The 21,222-nt window shown below is 63.5% G+C and carries 18 protein-coding genes; 11 read left to right on the top strand and 7 right to left on the bottom strand.

Annotated elements, in window-relative coordinates; translation table 11 throughout:
- Nucleotides 1-166: 166 nt before the first annotated feature.
- The 4 genes from mnmG to QX071_RS03440 all read left to right on the top strand — a co-directional run bounded on the left by mnmG (nt 167) and on the right by QX071_RS03440 (nt 4,637).
- Complete coding sequence (mnmG, locus tag QX071_RS03455; protein ID WP_409998043.1) at nt 167-2,032, top strand: tRNA uridine-5-carboxymethylaminomethyl(34) synthesis enzyme MnmG; 1,866 nt, start codon at nt 167-169, stop codon at nt 2,030-2,032.
- 48 nt (nt 2,033-2,080) lie between these two features.
- The gene (rsmG, locus tag QX071_RS03450) at nt 2,081-2,719 is read left to right on the top strand and encodes a 16S rRNA (guanine(527)-N(7))-methyltransferase RsmG (protein WP_315703140.1); all 639 of its coding nucleotides are present in this window, start codon (nt 2,081-2,083) and stop codon (nt 2,717-2,719) included.
- Between the two features lie 27 nt (nt 2,720-2,746).
- Nucleotides 2,747-3,598, top strand: a complete 852-nt coding sequence (locus QX071_RS03445) for a ParA family protein (protein ID WP_315702265.1) — start codon at nt 2,747-2,749, stop codon at nt 3,596-3,598.
- A gap of 145 nt (nt 3,599-3,743) precedes the next feature.
- Nucleotides 3,744-4,637 carry a ParB/RepB/Spo0J family partition protein gene (locus QX071_RS03440; RefSeq protein ID WP_315702266.1) on the top strand — a complete coding sequence of 298 codons (894 nt, stop codon included), beginning with the start codon at nt 3,744-3,746 and terminating at the stop codon, nt 4,635-4,637.
- A gap of 103 nt (nt 4,638-4,740) precedes the next feature.
- On the opposite strand, the gene holA is transcribed toward QX071_RS03440, so the two are convergent.
- From holA to leuS, 3 genes are read right to left on the bottom strand one after another with little or no spacing between them, the layout of a single operon-like run.
- Entirely contained in the window at nt 4,741-5,769 is a 1,029-nt protein-coding gene (gene holA / locus QX071_RS03435; protein WP_315702267.1) for a DNA polymerase III subunit delta, read from the bottom strand.
- 20 nt (nt 5,770-5,789) lie between these two features.
- Nucleotides 5,790-6,341: an LPS assembly lipoprotein LptE gene (gene lptE, locus QX071_RS03430; protein ID WP_315702268.1), complete on the bottom strand. Its 552-nt coding sequence runs from the start codon at nt 6,339-6,341 to the stop codon at nt 5,790-5,792.
- Complete coding sequence (leuS, locus tag QX071_RS03425) at nt 6,328-8,952, bottom strand: leucine--tRNA ligase (RefSeq protein WP_315702269.1); 2,625 nt, start codon at nt 8,950-8,952, stop codon at nt 6,328-6,330. The genes lptE and leuS overlap by 14 nt, the downstream gene beginning before the upstream one ends.
- A 485-nt stretch (nt 8,953-9,437) precedes the next feature.
- On the opposite strand from leuS, the gene QX071_RS03420 reads away from it, so the two are divergent.
- A complete protein-coding gene (locus tag QX071_RS03420) occupies nt 9,438-10,424 on the top strand; it encodes a GGDEF domain-containing protein (protein WP_315703141.1) in 987 nt (328 codons plus the stop codon).
- A gap of 27 nt (nt 10,425-10,451) precedes the next feature.
- Here QX071_RS03420 and QX071_RS03415 read toward each other — a convergent pair whose 3' ends face one another.
- Complete coding sequence (locus QX071_RS03415) at nt 10,452-12,149, bottom strand: diguanylate cyclase domain-containing protein (protein ID WP_315702270.1); 1,698 nt, start codon at nt 12,147-12,149, stop codon at nt 10,452-10,454.
- A 129-nt stretch (nt 12,150-12,278) separates the two neighbouring features.
- On the opposite strand from QX071_RS03415, the gene QX071_RS03410 reads away from it, so the two are divergent.
- Nucleotides 12,279-12,953 (top strand): YggS family pyridoxal phosphate-dependent enzyme, encoded by a 675-nt coding sequence (locus QX071_RS03410; RefSeq protein WP_315702271.1) that lies wholly within the window; start codon nt 12,279-12,281, stop codon nt 12,951-12,953.
- Nucleotides 12,954-12,988: 35 nt separating this feature from the next.
- On the opposite strand, the gene QX071_RS03405 is transcribed toward QX071_RS03410, so the two are convergent.
- Nucleotides 12,989-13,513 carry a L,D-transpeptidase gene (locus QX071_RS03405; protein WP_315702272.1) on the bottom strand — a complete coding sequence of 175 codons (525 nt, stop codon included), beginning with the start codon at nt 13,511-13,513 and terminating at the stop codon, nt 12,989-12,991.
- Nucleotides 13,514-13,784: 271 nt separating this feature from the next.
- Between QX071_RS03405 and QX071_RS03400 the strand changes: the two genes are divergently transcribed.
- Together QX071_RS03400 and QX071_RS03395 are read left to right on the top strand one after the other, a co-directional pair.
- A complete protein-coding gene (locus QX071_RS03400) occupies nt 13,785-14,471 on the top strand; it encodes a response regulator transcription factor (protein ID WP_315702273.1) in 687 nt (228 codons plus the stop codon).
- A 73-nt stretch (nt 14,472-14,544) separates the two neighbouring features.
- Nucleotides 14,545-14,988 carry a cyclic nucleotide-binding domain-containing protein gene (locus QX071_RS03395; RefSeq protein WP_315702274.1) on the top strand — a complete coding sequence of 148 codons (444 nt, stop codon included), beginning with the start codon at nt 14,545-14,547 and terminating at the stop codon, nt 14,986-14,988.
- Nucleotides 14,989-15,123: 135 nt separating this feature from the next.
- Here the strand turns inward: QX071_RS03395 and QX071_RS03390 are convergent, their stop codons facing one another.
- The gene (locus QX071_RS03390; RefSeq protein ID WP_315702275.1) at nt 15,124-15,597 is read right to left on the bottom strand and encodes a hypothetical protein; all 474 of its coding nucleotides are present in this window, start codon (nt 15,595-15,597) and stop codon (nt 15,124-15,126) included.
- A gap of 436 nt (nt 15,598-16,033) precedes the next feature.
- On the opposite strand from QX071_RS03390, the gene QX071_RS03385 reads away from it, so the two are divergent.
- Genes QX071_RS03385 through QX071_RS03375 form a run of 3 tightly spaced genes read left to right on the top strand, consistent with a single transcriptional unit; the run spans nt 16,034 to nt 20,516 of the window.
- Nucleotides 16,034-17,107 (top strand): efflux RND transporter periplasmic adaptor subunit, encoded by a 1,074-nt coding sequence (locus tag QX071_RS03385; protein WP_315702276.1) that lies wholly within the window; start codon nt 16,034-16,036, stop codon nt 17,105-17,107.
- A gap of 2 nt (nt 17,108-17,109) precedes the next feature.
- Nucleotides 17,110-20,187, top strand: coding sequence for a CusA/CzcA family heavy metal efflux RND transporter (locus QX071_RS03380; RefSeq protein WP_315702277.1), 3,078 nt, complete (start codon nt 17,110-17,112; stop codon nt 20,185-20,187).
- Nucleotides 20,184-20,516, top strand: coding sequence for a DUF3240 family protein (locus QX071_RS03375; RefSeq protein WP_315702278.1), 333 nt, complete (start codon nt 20,184-20,186; stop codon nt 20,514-20,516). Before QX071_RS03380 ends, QX071_RS03375 begins: the two co-directional genes overlap by 4 nt.
- 33 nt (nt 20,517-20,549) lie before the next feature.
- Here QX071_RS03375 and QX071_RS03370 read toward each other — a convergent pair whose 3' ends face one another.
- On the bottom strand, nt 20,550-21,197 hold the full coding sequence (locus QX071_RS03370) for a tetratricopeptide repeat protein (RefSeq protein WP_315702279.1): 648 nt from the start codon (nt 21,195-21,197) through the stop codon (nt 20,550-20,552).
- Between the last annotated feature and the right edge of the window lie 25 nt (nt 21,198-21,222).

Raw genomic sequence — 21,222 nt, 5'->3', positions numbered from 1 at the left:
GTTAAAGTCGGGGCCGGCCGGCCGGCCGTTTCACGTGAAACACGATGGACGATTGCTCGCATGTGTTTCACGTGAAACAGCGCCCCGCGCATCTCTTCCTTGTTTCACGTGAAACGTCTTTCGACGGTCGCCTTCCGGCGCTAAATATCGATCCATGAGCACAGCTATGAAGACCTTCGACGTCATCGTCATCGGCGGCGGCCATGCCGGCTGTGAAGCGGCAGCTGCGGCGGCGCGAATGGGCGCTCGGACCGCGTTGGTGACGCATCGGTTCGCAACTATTGGCGCCATGTCCTGCAATCCGGCTATCGGCGGTCTCGGGAAGGGCCATCTGGTTCGCGAAGTCGATGCGCTGGACGGATTGATGGGGCGTGTTGCGGACGCCGGCGGCATCCAGTTCCGGGTACTCAATCGCCGGAAGGGACCAGCCGTTCGCGGTCCCCGTGCGCAGGCCGACCGGAAGCTCTATGCGGTGGCGATGCAGGCTGCGATCAGTGATACCGCCAATCTGGACGTGATCGAGGGCGAGGCTGACGAGCTCGTCGTTTTCGACGGCCGCGTGAGCGGCATCAAGCTGAGCGATGGACGACACCTGTCCGCCGGAGCCGTCGTGATCACGACCGGCACGTTTCTTCGGGGTCTCATCCATCTCGGTGAGAGGAACTGGCCGGCTGGCCGGGTCGGTGAAGCGCCGGCGCTTGGGTTGTCCCGTTCGCTCGAGGCGATCGGGTTCAAGCTCGGACGGTTGAAGACCGGGACACCGCCGCGTCTCGATGGGACGACGATCGATTGGAGCGCGGTCGAAATGCAGCCCGGCGATGATCCGCCAGAGCCGTTTTCAGTGCTTACGGGCAAGATCGTCACGCCTCAAATTCAATGTGGGATCACCCGCACCACGGCGGCGACGCATGAGGTGATCCGGGCGAACGTCCACCGGTCGCCGATGTATTCCGGTCAGATCAAGAGCACGGGCCCGCGCTATTGCCCGTCGGTGGAAGACAAGATCGTCCGTTTCGGCGATCGCGATGGTCATCAGATCTTTCTCGAGCCGGAAGGACTGGACGATAGCACGGTCTATCCGAACGGGATCTCGACCTCGCTGCCGGAAGAGGTTCAGCTGGCGCTGCTGCCGACCATTCCGGGACTGGAGCGGGTCAGGATGATCCGGCCTGGCTATGCTATCGAATACGATCACGTCGATCCGCGGGAGCTTGAGCCGACGCTGCAGACCAAGCGGCTCAAGGGGCTGTTCCTGGCCGGACAGATCAATGGCACCACGGGTTATGAGGAGGCGGCGGCACAGGGCCTTGTCGCCGGCCTCAATGCCGCGTTGGTGGCAGGCGACGCCGACGCCATCGTGCTCGACCGCGCCGATGGTTATCTCGGGGTGATGATCGATGATCTCGTGACGCGCGGCATCAGCGAGCCCTATCGCATGTTCACCTCGCGCGCCGAGTATCGCCTGACACTGCGCGCTGACAATGCCGACCAACGCCTGACCGATAAGGGCATCGCTCTTGGCTGCGTCGGCAGTTTCCGCGCAGAGCGGCATCGGTCAAAGATGGCGGCGCTGGAGGCGGCGAGGACACACGCGCGATCACTAACTCTGACCCCCAATGAGGCGGCCAAGCATGGGCTCAATTTGAACAAGGACGGTCAGCGCCGCTCTGCGTTTGAGCTCCTCGCCTATCCGGAAGTGGGGTGGGACGATGTCCGCGCGATCTGGCCGGAGCTAGGTTCGATCGATCCGGGCATTGCCGTCCATCTCGAGATCGATGCCAAATATGATGTCTATCTCAAGCGTCAGAGCGCGGATGTCGATGCGTTCCGGCGTGATGAAGGCATGGTGCTTGGCGATATCGACTATGGTGCAGTCCCGGGCCTTTCCAATGAGGCGCGCGCCAAGCTGATCGCGGCGCGACCTTGGACAGTAGGGCAGGCGAGCCGGATCGATGGCATGACGCCCGCTGCGCTCGGCATCCTCGCGGCGTATTTGCGCCGGGAGGCGCGACGGGCCAAAGCGACCGCTTAAGGTGAGGGATCATTTCACGTGAAACCAAACGCGCGGCCAACGGCCGCCATGGACTTGGCTTCAGACAAAGCAGCGGCGTTGCGGCTCGTGTCCGTTTCACGTGAAACGGAAGCGCGGCTCGATCGCTATGTTGCTTTGTTGCGGGAGTGGCAAGCCAAGACCAATCTGGTCGCGCCGTCGACGCTGCCGCAGATCTGGACCCGGCATATCGCCGACTCGCTGCAACTCCTTGAGCTCGCGCCGCAGGCCAAGATCTGGATGGATCTCGGCAGCGGCGGCGGCTTTCCCGGCGTGGTCCTGGCCTGTGCCTTGGCGGAAACGCCGGGCGCGCAGGTTCACTTGGTGGAACGGATCGCCAAGAAAGCAGCATTCCTGCGCGAAGCGATTCGCGTCACCGGCGCACCTGGCGTCGTGCATTTGTCCGAAATCGGGGATATCGTGGAGAACTGGAGCGGGCGAATCGATTGCGTCACCGCGCGTGCGCTGGCTCCGCTACATCAGCTAATCAGTTTTGTGGAACCCTTGGTTAACAGAGGCTCAACGGCGCTGTTTCTCAAGGGTCAAGATGTAGAGTCAGAATTGACCGAATCTACCAAATATTGGAAGATTGCGGCGAAACTTCATCCCAGCCGGACGGGCGGACAGGGCTGGATCGTCGAGATCGATCATATCGAACGACGCAACTGACCCCCGCGACAGACATGGCGACCGCGCATGACCGTAATTGATCAAGTCTATCAAGAGGATAGGGCCCAGCACCCAGAGGGCCAGCCGCGCATTCTCGCGCTCGCCAATCAGAAGGGTGGGGTGGGCAAGACCACGACCGCCATCAATCTCGGGACCGCGCTGGCCGCGATCGGCGAGCGTGTGCTGATCGTCGACCTCGACCCGCAAGGCAATGCCTCGACCGGACTTGGCATCGACCGGCGCAACCGCAGTTGCTCGACCTACGACGTTCTGATCGGCGAGGCCGCGTTGCGCGACGCGGTGGTGCCGACCGCCGTGCCGCGCCTGCACATCGCCTCCTCGACGATGGACCTCTCCGGTCTCGAGCTCGAGCTTGGCTCCAGCGCGAACCGCGCGTTCCGGCTGCGCGATGCGATCGCCGGTCTCAACAACAATGTCTCGCCCGACGCCGACTACACTTATGTGCTGGTCGATTGTCCGCCGTCGTTGAACCTGCTCACGGTCAACGCGATGGCCGCGTCCGATGCGATCCTGGTGCCGCTGCAGTGTGAGTTCTTCGCCCTCGAAGGTCTGTCGCAACTGCTGCAAACCGTGGAGCAGGTGCGCGCCACCTTGAATCCGCACCTGTCGATCCATGGCATCGTGCTCACCATGTTCGACTCCCGTAACAACCTGTCGAACCAGGTGGTGGCGGACGTGCGCCAGTTCATGGGATCGAAGGTCTACAACACGATGATCCCGCGCAACGTGCGCATCTCGGAGGCGCCGTCCTACGGCAAGCCAGTGCTGGTCTATGATCTGAAGTGCGTCGGCAGCGAAGCCTACCTCAAGCTTGCAACCGAAGTGATCCAGCGCGAGCGCGAGCTCAAGACGAGCTGATCCCGCCATCAGTCCGGATCGGTCAACGCTTGCGCTTTGCGGGACCGGTTATCGCATCGAGATAGTTCGGGTTCGCTTGTGCTCCTGCGTCCCGGATCGGAAACGGGAGCAGGAGTCGAACGGCGTGAGTCCAAGGGAGAAGGCGATGGCCGATGAAGCGCGTTCGCGTTTGGGCCGCGGTCTTGCAAGTCTGATCGGAGATGTCGGGCGTGAAGCCGGCGCGCCGCCGGAGCGGCCGCGTGCGCAGCGCAAGGTGCCGATCGAATTCTTGAAGCCCAATCCGCGCAACCCGCGCCGTACCTTCTCAGAGGCCGAGCTTGGCGAGCTGACCAATTCCATCAAGCAGCACGGCGTGATCCAGCCTATCGTGGTGCGGCCGGTGAAGGGCGTGCAGGATCGTTATGAGATCATCGCCGGTGAGCGCCGCTGGCGCGCCTCGCAGGCCGCGGGTCTGCACGAGGTGCCGATCGTGCCGGTCGATGTCAGCGACAGCGACGCGCTCGAGCTTGCGATCATCGAGAACGTGCAGCGCGAAGACCTCAATCCGATGGAAGAGGCGCAGGGCTATCACGCGCTCGCCAACGAGTTTCAGCGCGGCCAGGAAGACATCGCCAAGATCGTTGGCAAGAGCCGCAGCCATGTCGCCAACATGATGCGACTGACGAAGCTGCCGGCGGAGGTGCAGGGCTTGATCGCGACCGGTCAGATCTCGGCCGGCCATGCGCGGGCGCTGATTAACTTGCCCGACCCGCTGTCCGCTGCGAAGCGCATCGTCGCCGAGGGACTCAATGTCCGTCAGACCGAAGCGCTGGCGCATGAAGAGGGCGTGCCGGAGCGCAAGCCGCAGAAGCCGCGTGCCGGTGCGGCGTCTGCCGGCGAGAAGAAGGATGCCGACACGCTCGCACTCGAGAAGCGCGTCGGCGACGCGCTGGGTCTGACGGTGTCGGTCAATCACCGCGATCCCGGCGGTACCGTGCAAATCAGCTACCGCAACCTCGAACAGCTCGACGAGGTGATGCGCCGGTTGGAGCAGGGCTGATAATTAGTTCGTCCAAGCGGCGCCGTTCGACGAAGTTGCGGTCATCCGGCTCTTCAGGAGAAGGGCGAAGCGTCACTTCTGTCCGACGTCTTCCACGCAACCATCACCCGCGGCGTCTGGCGCTGACCGCAATCGACAGCAGCGCGCGCTGTGCGATCGCCGCGGCCAGCGTCGGCTGCTTGCGCGCCTCCAGCGCGGCGGTCGCGAGCTGATCGATGATCGGCAGCAGGCGCGCCGGGGAGAAATTTCGCAGCGCCACTTCCGCAGCAGGTTTGCGTGAGAAATGCAGCCGTGGGAATCCGCCTTCGAGGATCCCCGAGACCGGCGTGCCTGCTGCGACCGCCAGCGCCGATTTGTGCAACCAGGCCGCATGGCGCTGTGCTGCGGAAATAATGAGGCCGGGATAGGTGCCGGCGACCATCGCCTTGGCGAACTCGGTCTCGACCAGTTCGGGCTTGCCGCCGAAGGCGCCGTCGACGATCGGATCGAGCTTCATCTCGGAGGCGTCAGCGACCACAGCCATCACGTGATCGAGCGTCACCTCGCCCTGGCCGTGCGCGAACAGGGTCAACTTGCGCAGTTCGTTGCGCGAGGCCTGACGGTCACCGCCGAGCAGGGACATCAGCGAGGCCCGAGCGTCGGGCGCGATCCGCAGATTGGACGTGCGCAGCTCGTCGTCGATCAGCTTGGCCAGATCGCGCTCGGTGTCGGGATAGCAGCCGATCGCGACCGCGGTCTTGGATCGTTCGCACGCCTTGCGCAGCGGCGATTCCGGCCTGAGATCGCCGGCCTCGATGACGATGCGGCAATCCTTCAGCGACATCTCTGCGAGCGTATCGATGCCGCTGGCAAAATTGCGGGCGCCGGCGCGGACCCGGATGGCGCGGCGGCCGCCGAACAGCGGCACCGTCATCGCTTCGTCGATCAGCCTCGAGGGTTCGGCGGCAAGCTCGTCGCCGTCCAGCTTGACCACTGAAAATGGATCATCGCGATCGTCGACCGCCGAGGTGATCAACGCGTCGGCGCGCTCGCGCACCAGGCCGGCATCGGGGCCGTAGAGCAGGATGACCGGCCGCGCCGCATCCGGCTTGGCGAGGAAAGCGTTGATGTCTTGTCCGCGTAGCGCGACCACGGTTCTTCAGAGCGCGCTGGCTAGATGCCGGCGCTGAAATAGGAGGCTAGCCGGGTCTTGATGTTTTCGGCGATCTGATCGGCCGCCCGGTCTTCGGCATCGCGGAACGCGCGCAGACGCGAGAAGCGCTGATAGGAGCCCGGAATGTCATAGGAGGTGCGGGCGAAGGTCGTGCCGGTCATCACCGATTTGTTGGTCGCGAGTTCGACCAGATTATACTGTGCGTCGATCCCGACATTCTCGGTGGTCGGCAGCCCGGTATTGGGATCGATGATCAGCGACGAGCGAGTGGTCTGGAATTTCAGGACCAACTTATAGAGTGGCGGCGAGCCGGTGGCATTGCCATAGAGTTTGAAGGCGAGCGCATTGCGGATGTCGACGCCGATCCGCGCTTCCGGCGAGGCGGTGGGCTTGTCGACCGGCGGCAGGTCGATTGCCATCAGCTTGTCGCGCAGGCCCGGCGTGCCGTCGGCATGTTCGGCGTACATCGGCTGGAAACAGCCCGCGGTCAGCGCAGCCAGGGCGGCTACGGCCACGAGCCGAGAGGCGATCCGAAACTTAGCCGACGACATTCACGATCCTCTTGGGGACGATGATCACCTTGCGGACAGGTTTGCCGTCCAGCGCCAATTTTACTGCATCGAGGCCCAAAACGGCAGCCTCAATTTCCGGATTCTGCGCATTGCTGGCGACTGTGACTTCGCCGCGCTTCTTACCGTTGACCTGGACCACCAGGGTGACGCTGTCCTCAACCAGCAAATCCGGTTCGATTTGTGGCCAGCCGGCTTCCGAGACCAGCCCAGGCTGGTCCAGCGCCTGCCAACACTCCTCCGCCAGATGCGGCATCATCGGCGAGAACAGGTGCACCAGGATGGTGGCCGCTTCGCGCACGGACCAGGCGAGGTCCGCGCTGGGATTGCCGCCCTTTGCCAGCACCTCGGCCAGCGCATTGGCGAATTCGCGGATGTGAGCCAGGCAGACATTGAAGTGCAGCCGCTCGATGCCGCCCGACACCTTGTCCAGCGCGCCGTGCGCGGCCTTGCGCAGGACCAGCGCGTCGGCACCGAACTGCGTCGGCCGGGAGGAGGGCGCACCCTTGCTGAATTCGACCGATTCATTGACCAGCCGCCAGAGCCGCTGCACGAAGCGCGCGGCGCCCTGCACCCGCTCATCGCTCCAGATCACATCGCGGTCGGGCGGCGAGTCCGACAGCATGAACCAGCGGGCGACGTCGGCGCCGTAGCTCTCGATGATGTCGTCGGGGTCGACCGTGTTCTTCTTCGACTTCGACATCTTCTCGATCGGGCCGACGGTGATGTCCTCGCCGGTCGCCGCCAGCACGGCGCGCCGGCCGTTGTCGCCGGTCTCGATCTTGACCTCGGCCGGGCTCACATAGGTGCCGTCGGCCTTCTGGTAGGTCTCGTGCACGACCATCCCTTGCGTGAACATGCCGGCGAACGGCTCGTCCATCGCCACGTGGCCGGTTGCCTTCATCGCGCGGGTGAAAAAGCGGCTGTAGAGCAGATGCAGGATCGCGTGCTCGACGCCGCCGATATATTGGTCGACCGGCATCATCCGGTTGGCGACCTTAGGCGTCGTCGGCGAGGCCTCGTTCCAGGGATCGGTGAAGCGCGCGAAATACCAGGACGAATCGACGAAGGTGTCCATCGTGTCGGTTTCGCGCAGCGCCTTCGCCCCGCATTGGGGGCAGGTGACGTGCTTCCAGGTCGGATGATGGTCGAGCGCATTGCCGGGCTTGTCGAAGGTGGCGTCGTCCGGCAGCGTCACCGGCAATTGGCCGGCCGGCACCGGCACGACGTCGCATTTTGGGCAGTGGATCACCGGGATCGGGCAGCCCCAGTAGCGCTGCCGCGAGATGCCCCAGTCGCGCAGGCGGAAGTTCACTTGGCGCTCACCGACCGGCGCATTGCTGCGCGTCTCGCCTTCCAGCCGCTTGGCGACCTCCTCCTTGGCTTGCGCAATGCTCATGCCGTCGAGGAAGCGCGAATTGATCATGCGGCCTTCGCCGTCATAGGCGGTATCCGTGATCACGAAGGTGCCGGGGTCCTGCCCCTCCGGGCAGACCACTGGCGTGTTGCCGAGCCCGTATTTGTTGACGAAGTCGAGGTCGCGCTGGTCATGCGCCGGGCAGCCGAAGATCGCGCCGGTGCCGTATTCCATCAACACGAAGTTCGCGACATAGACCGGCAGCTTCCAGCTTGGATCGAACGGGTGCACGGCCCTGATGCCGGTATCGAAACCCTGCTTCTCGGCGGTGTCGATGATCTCCTGCGCCGTGCCGATGCGCTTGATCTCGGCGATGAAGGCAGCGAGGTCGGGGTTCTTCGCGGCCGCGGCCTGCGCCAGCGGATGATCGGCCGAGATCGCCATGAACTTGGCGCCGAACAGGGTGTCGGGGCGCGTGGTGAAGATCTTCAGCTCTGTCTCGCCGGCCGGCGTCGTTGCAGGATCCAGCGCGAAGCGGATCAAGAGGCCTTCGGAGCGGCCGATCCAGTTGCGCTGCATCAGCCGCACCTTGTCCGGCCAGCGGTCCAACTTGTCGAGCGCGTCCAGCAGCTCCTGCGAGTACTTCGTGATCTTGAAGACCCACTGGTTCATCTCGCGCTGCTCGACCACAGCGCCCGAGCGCCAACCGCGGCCGTCGATCACCTGTTCGTTGGCGAGCACGGTCATGTCGACCGGGTCCCAGTTGACCTTGCGCTTCTCGCGCTCGACCAGCCCCGCCGTCATGAAATCGAGAAAGAGCCTCTGCTGGTGCTTGTAGTAGGATGGATCGCAGGTAGCGAATTCGCGGCTCCAGTCGAGCGACAGGCCGATCGAGCGCAGCTGCTTCTTCATCGCTGCGATGTTGTCGTAGGTCCAGGCCTTTGGCGCCACCTTGCGCTCGATCGCCGCATTCTCGGCCGGCAGGCCGAACGCGTCCCACCCCATCGGGTGCAGCACGTTGAAGCCTTTGGCGCGCATGAAGCGGGCCAGAACGTCGCCGAGCGTATAATTCCTGACATGGCCGATATGGATTCGCCCGGAGGGATAGGGAAACATCTCCAGCACGTAGTACTTGGGGCGCGGATCGTCGTTCTTGGCGGCGAAAATCGCCTTCTCGTCCCATTCGCGCTGCCAGCGCGGCTCGGCTTCACGGGCGTTGTAGCGTTCGGATGTCATGGAATCGCTTGTAATTTTCGAGGATTCGCGTCGAGTGAAGACGCGGACCAGTGCTCCCATTCCGACGTTCACACCCGATCGCGGCGCGTTCGTTTGCGAACTTCGGAAAGCAGGAGCACCAGCAAATCTGGGATTCTGGTGCGGCCTTGGATTTGAAGTTCCGATGACACGTGCGGACGAACCGTTCGGACCATCAAATCCGCCGCACTAGGCCATAAAATCTGCAGCCCGGTCAATGGGCTGGTCACATGATGATACCGGCCTGGCGGGGCGCTAAGCGACGGTACTTGGTAGGTTTTTTACGGGATTGCTGCCGAGTCTCGGAGATCGGATTGAGGCGGGGTTAAGACTTGGGTGGGACAGTCTCGTCGCAGCGCGCGCTCTGCTGCCCGTATCTGGGACCCATTCAAATCGTGTCCAGTGCCACTTTCCACGAGCTCGATTTCGAATACGCGACCTCTGTCGCCGACAAGGCGCTGCGTGCGATGGTGCAGCAGCACGTGCCGCCGACACCGAATAACTTTCATCTCTGGTTCCAATACTCGCTGGGTGCGGCGTCCGACTTGAAGCGGGCCGTCGACATCCTGATCAGCAACAAGCGCAAGTTCGACAAGACCACGAGCCAGGCGCTCTATGATACCTACATCGGATCGCAAGGCGCCGATGCGGCGGTGGTTCACAAGGTGTCGCAGCAGCTCTATGGCGTGATGGATTCCGCCAAGCAGTACCTGACGGCGGCCATTGCAGAGAACCGGACCCAGATCGAGGCGATCGACGACGTTGCCGACCGCAGCGGCGACGGCTTCGATCCGAAGCCCCTGATTGAAAATCTGGTGAGCGAGCTGGCCAAGGCCACCGAACGCGCGGCCAAGCTCGAAGCCAGCTTTGCGGAGAAGTCGCGCGAGCTCGACACCATCCGCGACTCCCTCAACAAATCCGAGCAGCGGGCCCGGACCGACACGCTGACGGGCCTGCCGAACCGCCGCGCGCTGGAGGAGTTCTTCCGCCAGGCGCAGATCGCGGCCATGGAGCAGGATGAGCCGCTCAGCGTGCTTCTGATCGACGTCGATCACTTCAAGAAGTTCAACGACAATTTTGGCCACGGCGTCGGCGACCAGGTGCTCCGCCTGGTTGCGAAAGCGGTGCGCGAGCGCGTACGGGAGAAGGATCTGCCGGCGCGCTATGGCGGTGAGGAGCTGATTGCCGTGCTTCCGCGGGCCGACCTCGAGACCTGCACCGCGATCGCCGAACGCATCCGCCGGTCGATCTCGGAGTGCCAGTTCACGCGCCGGTCAACCGGGGAAACCCTGCCGCGCATCACGGTCTCGATCGGCGTCGGCCAATTCCAGTTCGGAGAATCGATGGCGGATCTGATCGACCGTTGCGATCGTGCGTTGTATCTGGCCAAGAAGCTCGGCCGCAATCGCGTGGTCACTGAGACCGAGCTCGATCGCAAGCTCGCGGTAGGCTGATCGCGAGAACCTCTCTCGAAAGTCGCGTCAGCTCGCGCGAACCGCGTCGCTTCCCTCCTCGACCATCTGGATGAAGCCATGCGCGACCACGGCATTACGGCCGCGATGCTTCGCCGCATAGAGCGCGGCATCCGCCGCTTCGATCAAATCGACCGGGCGCAGCGAGGGATTCGGCCGCGCGCAGGCGACGCCGACGCTGACCGTGACGCATTGATGTCCGGACGTCGCATGAGGCAGCCCGAGTTCGAGCACGGCCGCGCGGACGATCTCGCCAATCTCCAACGCACGGTCGGCACCGGCATTCGGCACCAACAGGCAGAATTCCTCGCCGCCATAACGTCCTGCGAAACCTGTCGCCGCCGCCGCGATGTTGGAAAGTGTCTCACCGAGCTGTGCCAGGCACGCGTCGCCTTCCGGATGCCCATAGGTGTCGTTGAACAGCTTGAAATGATCGACATCGATCATCAGCAGCGCCAGCTCGCCGCCGTGCTGCTGTGCCTTGATCCATTCGAAATCGAGCCGGCTCTGGAAGCCGCGGCGATTGGCGAGGCCGGACAGCATGTCCATCGAGGCAATGACTGTCAGACGGTCGTTGGCTTCGACCAGCTCGCGCTCACGCTGGGCTAATTTGGTCGCCATGGCATTGAATGCCTTGGCGAGCGGCATGAATTCCGCCGGAAGTCGCGCGGTCGTCGCGCGCGCCAGCCAATCGCCATGTCCGAACCGCTTCGCGGTCGCGGCAAGCAGGTTGATTGGTTTGACGATCAAATGCTCCGCGGCGATCAAGGCACCCAGCAGAACGAACAGGCAGACGAAGCCGGCCTGCAGATAGGCGGTGCGAATTTCCTGATCGATTGCGGCGGTGACCCTTGTCTCGTCGATGCTCAGGATCAAACGCGATCCGGTGTCGGCAATGCGGGTGAAAGTGACGGCGCGGCGCGAGCCGTCTGCGGCGGCGAAGGAGATCGAGCCTTCGCGGCGATCCGAACTCATCGCGGTCTCCGCGATCGCGGACAACAGCGGCGCGCTGTCGAGCGACTGTCCGATCAAGCTCGACTCGTCGCCGGACGCCGCCAGGACGGTCCCGGTGCTGTCGACCAGCACCGCCGAGATGCCGGGGCGGCCGTCCAGATTGCTCATGATCTTGGACATCCACGCCAGATTGACCGACGCGAGCAAGACAGCGTCCGGTTCGCCGGTGATGGCAGAGACCGGATAGGCGGCCATGATGATCGGCTTCTGCTCCTGCCGTGCCAGCATGAAGTCGCTGAACACGAAATTGCGCGTGTCTTGCGCCTTCCGGAAATAGGGACGGTTGCTCACATCCAGGCCGACAATGTTGTTATCGGTCGAGCACTGCACGCGGCCGTCCTGGCCCGCGATCATGATGCTGCGGATCCAGGGCAGGTTCAGCGGCAGGCTGGCCCGCAACATGTCGCAGCTCCGCGCGATGCCGGCGGTGGATGCGCGGATATAGGCCGAGGACTTCAGCAGCGTCTCGACCGACATGATGATCTCGCGCTGCGTATCGGCGCTGTGTTTGGCGACGGTCGAGAATTCTTCGGTGGCAAGCGCGATCTGTCGCGCCCGCGTGGTTTCCAGCGAACGCGCGCGCTCCAGCATCAATGGCGCAACCAGGATCACCGCCAGCAGGGCCAGGCGGGCACGGATTCCCAGTATCCGCTTGAGCCTTACTCTATTGCGGTTGAAGCGGATGCTTGGCATCTTCGGTCCCGTACCCCCAATTGCCGAGGATAGGTGGAAGGGTTCAAAAAGCCTTTCCCGGACTCGGTAAAATTGGAACGAACGTCCGCAAATTTACGAGTGCCAGACCTGATGGCGACAGAACGTCCCATGACTTTAACCTCGCCTTCACCATCGGCATTGGCGGCGGTGGAACAGGAAATCTTGCGCGCCTGCAACGAGGCGCGGCGCCCGCGCGAAGCCGTGACCCTGATCGCGGTGTCGAAGACGTACGGTGCTGACGCGATCGAGCCGGTGATTACGGCCGGGCAGCGGGTGTTCGGCGAAAATCGGGTGCAGGAGGCCAAGGCCAAGTGGCCGGCTCTGATGTCGGCTCATCCGGGTCTTGCGCTCCACCTGATCGGGCCGTTGCAGTCGAACAAGGCCAAAGAGGCCGTGGCGCTGTTCGATGCGATCCATTCAGTGGATCGGCCGAGCCTGTGCCAGGCGCTTGCCAAGGAGATCGAGGCTCAGAAGCGCCGGCCGCAGCTGTTCGTCCAGATCAACACCGGCGAGGAAGCGCAGAAGGCCGGCATCGCGCCTGGCGACGCCGATGCGTTCATCGCGAGCTGCCGCGATCATTATGGCTTGGTGATATCCGGCCTGATGTGCATCCCGCCGGTGAATGAAGCGCCGGCGCCGCATTTTGCCCTGACCGCGAAGATCGCCGCGCGCAACGGACTGGCGAACCTGTCGATGGGCATGAGTGCAGACTTTGCGGTCGCCATCCAGTTCGGAGCCACCCATGTCCGGGTGGGGTCGGCCATTTTCGGTCGCCGGCTATAGCGGGCTGCGCCGTAGCGGCGTGTCTCGCCGGGCGCCTATTCGATGATGATCCGCGTGCGCGGGCCGATCCGTTGCAGCAAGCGCAGCATGGTTGATGGCCTCATCGCCACGCAACCGGCGGTGGGGCCGAAATTGGCGCGCGCGAGATGCAGGAAAACCGCGCTGCCGCGGCCGGCAACGCGCGGCCGGGTATTGTGGTCGATTTCGATGATGAAATCATAGAGGCGGTCGTCACGTCGCAGCCGATCGCCGGCTTGGGCTCCCTCCACCCGGAGCGGCCGGTTGTAGCGGCGGTCGGCGGGATCCTCGCACCATCCGTCGTCAGCGCCGATCACCCGGACCGGTAAAAAAGTATGGGGCCGGACATGGCGGTCGCTCCGCCACCACAGCCGAAGCGGCCGGAATGTGCCCCGCGGGGTGCCGCCGTCACCTTCCCGCTTGTTGGCGAGGACGCCGCCCCGGCCAAGCGCCACGGGGACGACATGGCCCGAGAATCTCATCCAGCCACGAATCCGAGTCCCCGCAGCGGTATGAATCCGCACCGTAGCGAGCTGCCTCATTTTTGGGTTACGTTCGTAACAATATGATAAATCTTGCCTTTTCATTGGCCAGCTCTGCCCGTCAATTGCCTTAATGTGGGAAAATGGTCCGGCCTCGGGCCTGGCAGGACATTCGTCTCGCCGCTCGGGAAATCTGGAGTAGACTGTGCTCGCGCTTGTGAATCGGTAACAGACGCCTACTTCAAACGAAATACGGCCCGTGAGGCTTGTATTGCCACCGCTGCAGGCGCCTGCTGTGTGGTCTTCCGGCGCCAATATGAGGATTGTACCAATGGCCAATGCCCGCAAGATCCTGATCGTGGATGACGATACCGATCTGCGCGACACCCTGATGGAGCAGCTCTCGCTGCATGACGAATTCGAAGCCTCAGCGGTCGATACCGGTGCCAAGGGCGCCAGCGCTGCAAAAGCCAACTCGCCCGACCTGGTCCTGATGGATGTCGGCCTGCCCGATACCGATGGGCGCGAGGTGGTGCGCTCGTTGCGCAAGGGCGGTTTCAAGGCGCCGATCATCATGCTCACGGGGCACGACACGGATTCCGATACGATCCTCGGCCTCGAATCCGGCGCCAACGACTACGTCGCAAAGCCCTTCCGCTTCGCGGTGCTGCTGGCCCGGATTCGCGCTCAGCTCCGACAGCACGAGGCGAGCGAGGACGCGGTGTTCTCGGTCGGCCCCTACAGCTTCCGGCCGGGCTCGAAGATGTTGACCGGGCCCAACGCCCGCAAGGTTCGGCTGACCGAGAAGGAGACGGCGATCCTCCGTTTCCTCTATCGCGCCGGACAGCTGCCGGTCTCGCGCGAGACCCTGCTCCAGGAAGTCTGGGGCTACAATTCGGGGGTCACCACCCACACGCTCGAAACCCACATCTACCGGCTCCGGCAGAAGATCGAGAAAGATGCTGCCAATCCCGAAATCCTGGTCACGGAGGCCGGTGGCTACAAGCTGGTGCCGTGATACGATCCGGGAGCGGCGAGTTGCCGCATAGTTTATAGTTTAATGAGTCGTTCTCGCCTCTCCCGGGCCATTGATGTCGATTGAAGACGATATCGCGCTCTTGGAGCGCGTCCCTACCCTGCGGCTGCTTGGCCCCGAGTCGTTGCGCATGCTCGCGATCGGCGCCGAGAATCGCAACGTCCAGGCCGACGAGGTGCTGTTCCGTGTTGGTGATACGGCCGATTGCGGCTATGTGGTCCAGCGCGGCTCCTTGCGCATTCATGACGATAACGGGGCCGAGATCGTAGCCAAGCCCGGCATGCTGATCGGCGAGCTCGCTCTCTTGCTCGAGATGCCACGACCGTCCACTGCGATCGCGTTGGAATATTCGACCGTGGTGCGGTTGTCGCGAAGCCTGTTTCAACGAGTTCTGGAGAGCGATCCGGCCGCTGCCGTTCGGCTCCGCGACGCGTTCGCCAACAGGGCGAACCAGATCGCCAGTGACATCCTCACCGCCGGTGCGAAGCTGATTTCGTAGTTGCAGCGACTGTGTCGTCGTAAGCACTTTGGGTGTCGCAAGCCCCATGGTCGTGGGGCGGCCTCGCATAGAGGTCGGCAGCATCTGCGACGAACCGATCGGAAGGAATCGGCCGCACGACTTCCACGTATCAGCTCATCGCATGAAGCGTGACCCGGTCCAGCGAAGCATTGTTGGACCGGCGATCGAGCCGTTTCGTATCTCCAGAAATACGGCGCCTTGGTCGCGGACCAGCCGGATATCTTGAGCACGCACGGTCAGCACTTTCCGATATCGTCCTCGGTTTGCCACATACACTTCATGCAAACACCCGTATGCGTCGCATACTGCGATCTTGTTCCGGCATTGGAAATCATCGAAGTGAAGTGCGACGAATTGAACGCCCGGAGCGGTCAGGTAAAGCGCAAACCCTTGGGCGGCAGCGATCGGAGCACCACAGGCGGCCTCCCATTTTTTCGCCTGCACGCGGAGGTCCGAAGGTAGATTGCTGAGGTGCGCAGGATTCCATGGATTCTGCCCAATTCCTCCGTATGCCGACGCGGCCTGGGGAGAGCCCAACAAGCAGAGAGCGAACGCAATTGCCGGAAGGGCCCACTTCCTCGACAGCATGGCGGGACTCCCAGTGGTTTTCTTGTCCTTTTGGCGCGCCCACATTTCGCTCGGGTGCCTCTTAAGAGGAGAGAGCGAATGTCGGCGCCGGAACAGCACGCTCAGTTCGCCGCCCGCACGCGGCACGACGTGCAATTCGTCGTCGCAGCGTCGCAAATTCGAGCTTACAATGTGCTGACATGGATCGACAGCATCCCGTCAGCGCTGATTCATCATTGTTCAGGAGGTCATGGACTTGCGACGAAGCAAGTCTACGCTCGGCACCGATTAGCGCCCCGGAAGACGAGCGGCATTGATAAATATCAACCTCCGACATGCAGATCGGGACTAGCCGGTTGCAAAGGGCCAAATCTGTTATCGCGATCTTGCCCGTGGAATCCTTGCCATGCACCTGAGTTCAGCAACGCCCTCATGGCGAAAGAGGGCTCGCATCGTGATGACGTTGGCGCTTCTGGCCCTGCCGTCAGAGGCGATGGCCGAGGATACCGTGAAACTCAGCCCGGAGCAGGCAACCAGCCTCGGGGTCCGCGTGGTCCATCCGATCGCGAGCCCGATCGATAAGACGCTGCCCTACCCCGCCCAGATCGTTATTCCGACGCCGCAATTATGGGTCGTGAGCAGCCCTGTCGCCGGCATGGTCACGAGCCTTTCGGTGGCGCGCGGCGACCGGGTCAAGGCCGGCCAGCCTCTCGTCATGATGGAGAGCCCGAGCTTCGTGTCGCAGCAACGCGAGTACCTGCAGGCCGTGGCGCAGGAGTCCCTGACCGCTCAGCAGCTCGCGCGAAACACTCAGCTATTCCAGGGCAATGCGACCCCTCAGCGGGTTCTGGAGGCGAGCCAGACCGAAGCCCGGCAGGCCAGCATCGTGGTTGCTGAGCGGCGGCAAGTGCTGCGGCTGAGCGGGCTGTCGGATGAGGCGCTCTCGAAACTGACCAACGAAGGTGCCATCAGCGCGGCGCTGTCCGTGGTGGCGCCGCGCGCCGCGACCGTCGTCGATATCGCGGTCTCTCCCGGACAGCGGGTGGAACAGACGGCGTCGCTGATCAAGCTTGCCCAGCTGTCTCCGTTATGGGTCGAGATCGCAATCCCTGCGTCGAATATCCGCGCCATCCGCCCGGGGGCGAAGGTGGACGTTGAGGGCTATTCGACGCCGGGGCAGGTGGTGCTGGTTTCGGAAACCGCCGATCCCGCGACCCAGACCGTCCTGGTCCGGGCGGAGGTGCCGAACAACGGCCAGCTGCGGCCTGGGCAGACAGCCCAGGCGCGGATCGGATTTGTATCCTCTGTCGAAACGGCCTGGCAGATTCCCTACAGCGCATTGATCCGCCGCGGCGAACAGGCCTCGGTATTCGTTGCGACGGAAGGCGGCTTTCACCTCGTTCCGGTTACGCTGCTCGAAGAGGACCAGGAGCATGTGGTGGTGTCCGGTCCGATCAGCGACAAGGACGCCATCGCCGTCAGCGGCATCTCTGCGCTTCGCGGGGTCCTGCTCAAGCTCGGTGCGGGTTGATCATGCTCGAGCGTCTTGTCGCATTTGCACTTTCGCAGCGGCTGTTCGTCGCACTCGGCGTGCTTCTCCTCGTCGGTGCCGGACTGGTCGCGTTGCCCAGCCTGCCGATCGACGCCTTTCCGGATGTCTCGCCCGTCCAGGTCAAGGTGATCATGAAAGCACCGGGGCTCACGCCGGAGGAGGTCGAGCAGCGCGTCACGGTCCCGATCGAGCTTGAACTGCTCGGACTGCCGAACAAGAAGATCCTGCGCTCGACGACCAAATACGCGCTTGCGGACGTCACGGTCGATTTCGAGGACGGCACCGACATCTATTGGGCGCGCAACCAGGTCTCCGAACGCCTGGCCAATGTCAGCCGTGATCTGCCGGAGGGTGTGACCGGCGGCCTCGCCCCGATCACCAGCCCGCTCGGCGAGATGTTCATGTTCACCATCGATGGTGCGGACCTCTCGCTTGCCGAGCGGCGAAGTCTGCTTGATTGGGTGATCCGACCGGCGCTGCGCACCGTTCCCGGCGTGGCCGATGTTAACGCTCTCGGCGGTCATGTCCGTGCGTTCGAGATCGTGCCGCTCAGCGATGCGCTCGCGGCGCGTGGCATTTCCTACGATATGTTTCGGCGTGCGATCGACGCCAACAGCAAGAACGACGGCGCCGGCCGCGTCAACCAGGGCGAGGACAGCGCCCTGGTCCGGATCGAAGGCAGCATCCGCTCGATCGAGGACATCCGGCAGATCGTTATCGATACCAAGGACGGCGTCCCGATCCGGGTCAAGGACGTCGCCCGCGTCCAGGTGGGATCCTTGACGCGCTATGGCGCGGTTACGAGTGACGGTCGCGGCGAAACCGTCGAAGGGATCGTCGTCGGACTGCGCGGCGCCAATGCGCGCCAGCTCGTCAGCGACGTGCGGGCACGGCTCGACGAACTCAAGCCTTTGCTGCCGCAGGGCGTCAGCATCAACGTGTTTTATGATCGCAGCCGGCTGGTCGACCGTGCCGTCGGCACCGTGGTCCGCGCGCTCGGCGAAGCAACCGTCCTGGTGGTTGTCCTCCTGCTGCTGTTTCTGGGCAATTGGCGCGCCTCGCTGGTGATCGCCTTGAGCCTGCCGCTCGCAATCGTGATCGCCCTGATCGTGATGCGCATCGTGGGGATGTCGGCGAACCTGATGAGCCTGGGCGGCCTTGCCATCGCCATCGGCATGCTGATCGATGCGCTCGTCGTGGTCGTCGAGAACGTCGTCGGAAATCTCAGCAAGGAGCGGCAGGGAACGGCCGCTCCGCTCGTCCATATCATTTTCCGCTCGGTCTCAGAAGTGCTGCAGCCGGTCGCGTCCGGCGTGCTGATCATCATCATCGTGTTCGTGCCGCTGCTGACGCTGCAGGGGCTCGAGGGCAAGCTGTTCATTCCGGTCGCGCTCGCGATCATATTCGCATTGGCCGCTTCGCTGTTGCTCGCGCTTACGGTGATCCCGGTTGCGACCTCCTTCCTCCTGAAGAGCGCATCGCATGGCGATCCATGGCTGGTCCGGATGGCCTCGCGCCTGTATGCGCCTGCACTCGGCTGGGCGCTCAAGAACGAGCGCAAGGTTGTGATCGCCGCACTGCTGGCGCTGGCAGCTGCAGCCTACGCCTATACCCAGCTCGGCAAGACGTTCATGCCGACGATGGACGAAGGCGATACGATCATCAGTGTCGAGGCGCTTCCGTCGATCAATCTCGACGAGATGATCGCGATCAATACGCGGCTTCAGTCTGCCATTCTGGCGAAAGTGCCGGACGTCAAAGGCATCGTCGCGAGAACCGGCTCCGACGAGCTCGGGCTCGACCCGATGGGACCCAACCAGACCGACACGTTCCTGGTCCTGAAGCCGGTCGAGGAGCGCAAGGCAGCTGACAAGACGGCGCTGCTCGAAGAGCTAAGGCATGTGCTGACCGATTTCCCGGGACTGTCACTCAGCTTCACCCAGCCGATCGACATGCGCGTGCAGGAAATGATCAGCGGCGTGCGCGGCGATGTCGCAGTGAAGATATTCGGCCCTGACATCACCAAGCTCAACGAGATCGCGAGCAAGCTGTCCGCCATCCTGTCCAGCATCGACGGCGCCGACGACGTCTACACCACGCTCAACGAAGGTGCGCAGTACTACACGGTTGCGGTGAACCGCATGGAAGCCGGCCGGCTCGGTCTCAGCGTGGACGCGATCGCCAATTCGTTGCGCACCCAGATCGAAGGCCGCACGATCGGAACGGTGCTCGAAGACGGCCGCCGCACCCCGATCCTGGTTCGCGGCAGCGAGACCTCGCGGGAGACGCCGACGCTGCTCGCAAGCCTGCCGCTGACGCTCGCTTCGGGTCAACATGTTGCGCTGTCGCAAGTGGCCCGGATTCGCCGCGTCGACGGTCCCGTCCAGGTCAATCGAGAGAACGGATCCCGAATGAGCGTGGTGCGCGTCAATGTCCGCGGGCGCGACATGGTCGGCTTCGTCGAGGCGGCCCAGCGGAAGGTGGCGGCGGAGTTGCCGCTGCCGCAAGGCTATCGGCTGACCTGGGGCGGTCAATTCGAAAATCAGCAGCGGGCCGCCGCGCGCCTGTCGATCGTGGTCCCCGTTGCGATCGGGCTGATCTTTGTGCTGCTGTTCACGACCTTCGGCTCGATCCGCCAGGCGCTGCTGGTCCTGGTCAACATTCCGTTCGCCGTCATCGGCGGTGTCTTCGCATTGATCCTGACCGGTGAGTACCTGTCGGTTCCGGCATCGGTTGGGTTCATCGCGCTGCTCGGCATCGCGGTGCTCAACGGCGTCGTGCTGGTCTCCTACTTCAACCAACTCCGCGCCCGCGGCGTGCCGGAAAGGCAGATCGTGGTCGAGGGCGCCCAGCGCCGGCTCAGGCCGGTCCTGATGACGGCGAGCATCACGGCGCTCGGCTTGATCCCGCTGCTGTTCGCGACCGGTCCGGGGTCGGAGATCCAGCGCCCATTGGCGATCGTGGTCATCGGCGGGCTGGTCTCGTCGACGGCTTTGACGCTGATCCTGCTGCCAATCCTCTATCGCCGCTTCGGCGGCGCCGCGAAGGTCGCCAAATGAGTGCCGAGCTCGTCTGCCTCACGCTGGTCATCCCGCAATCGCTTCGCGACGAACTGTTCGATTATTTCGGCGAACAGGGCGACCTCGCGTCCGGCTTTACGGCGTCTGCTGTTGCCGGGCACGGCCCGAACGTCCGCTTGCAGACTCCGTCCGAACGGGTCAGAGGCCATGCCGATGAAGTGATGGTGCGGACCATTCTTCGTCGGCAGGATGCAACGCAATTGATCCAGCGCCTGAAGACGGCCTTCGCCGGATCCAGGATGGTCTATTGGATCATGCCCGTTTTGGAATTCGGGGTGGTCGACGGCTCGGCCGAGGATCTGCCTTGATCGCGGCCGTGGCGGTCCGATCGGAGCCGCGCTTCACTTCGGGCGCTCTGTCCGAGCAACGCCGGAGGTGAGAGCCTCGGCGCGGCGGAAGTCCACTTCAGCGCCGATGCGGTCGCCGAGTTTCGCTTTCATCGTTCCCCGCTCACGGACGAACAACGCATTCTTCGGATCGGCTTTGATCACCACGTCGAGGTCGGCGATCGCGCGATCGAACAGGCCTTTGTGGCCATAAGCTGCTGCGCGTGCGCCGAACGCTGCCAGATAGTCCGGCTTCAGTTGAATGGCGCGATCGAAATCCGCAATGGCGCGATCGAACTCCCCTTTGGCCATCAAAGCGACGCCGCGATTATTGATCGCGATATAATAATCCGGCTGCAGGCGGATGGCCTGGTCGTAATCCTCGATGGCGCGGTCGAGCTCGCCGTTGGACCTGAAGGCAAGACCCCGGTTGTTGTAGGCGGCGACGAGATGGGCAAGCACCCTCTCACTCGCCTTGATGACAGCCGTGCAGCCGCGGATCGGACGGTCGGACGCCAACTCGGCAGCACGCGCGCAGGAATCCCAATCTTCCTCGCTCAGGGCCAGCGCCGGCGGCGCGTAAGACGCGACCAGGGCGGCAGTGACGATCGCCCCAGCCAGAGCAAATCTGACGGTATTGCCGGCAGCTCTGCCGCAAGCCATTCGCTTCCGGATAGATGCTCGCATT

It is taken from the genome of Bradyrhizobium sp. SZCCHNS1022, from assembly GCF_032484835.1.
Taxonomy (GTDB): Bacteria; Pseudomonadota; Alphaproteobacteria; order Rhizobiales; family Xanthobacteraceae; genus Bradyrhizobium.
Note: the sequence above shows the minus strand (reverse complement) of the source record. Positions and strands in the feature narration are given on the sequence as shown.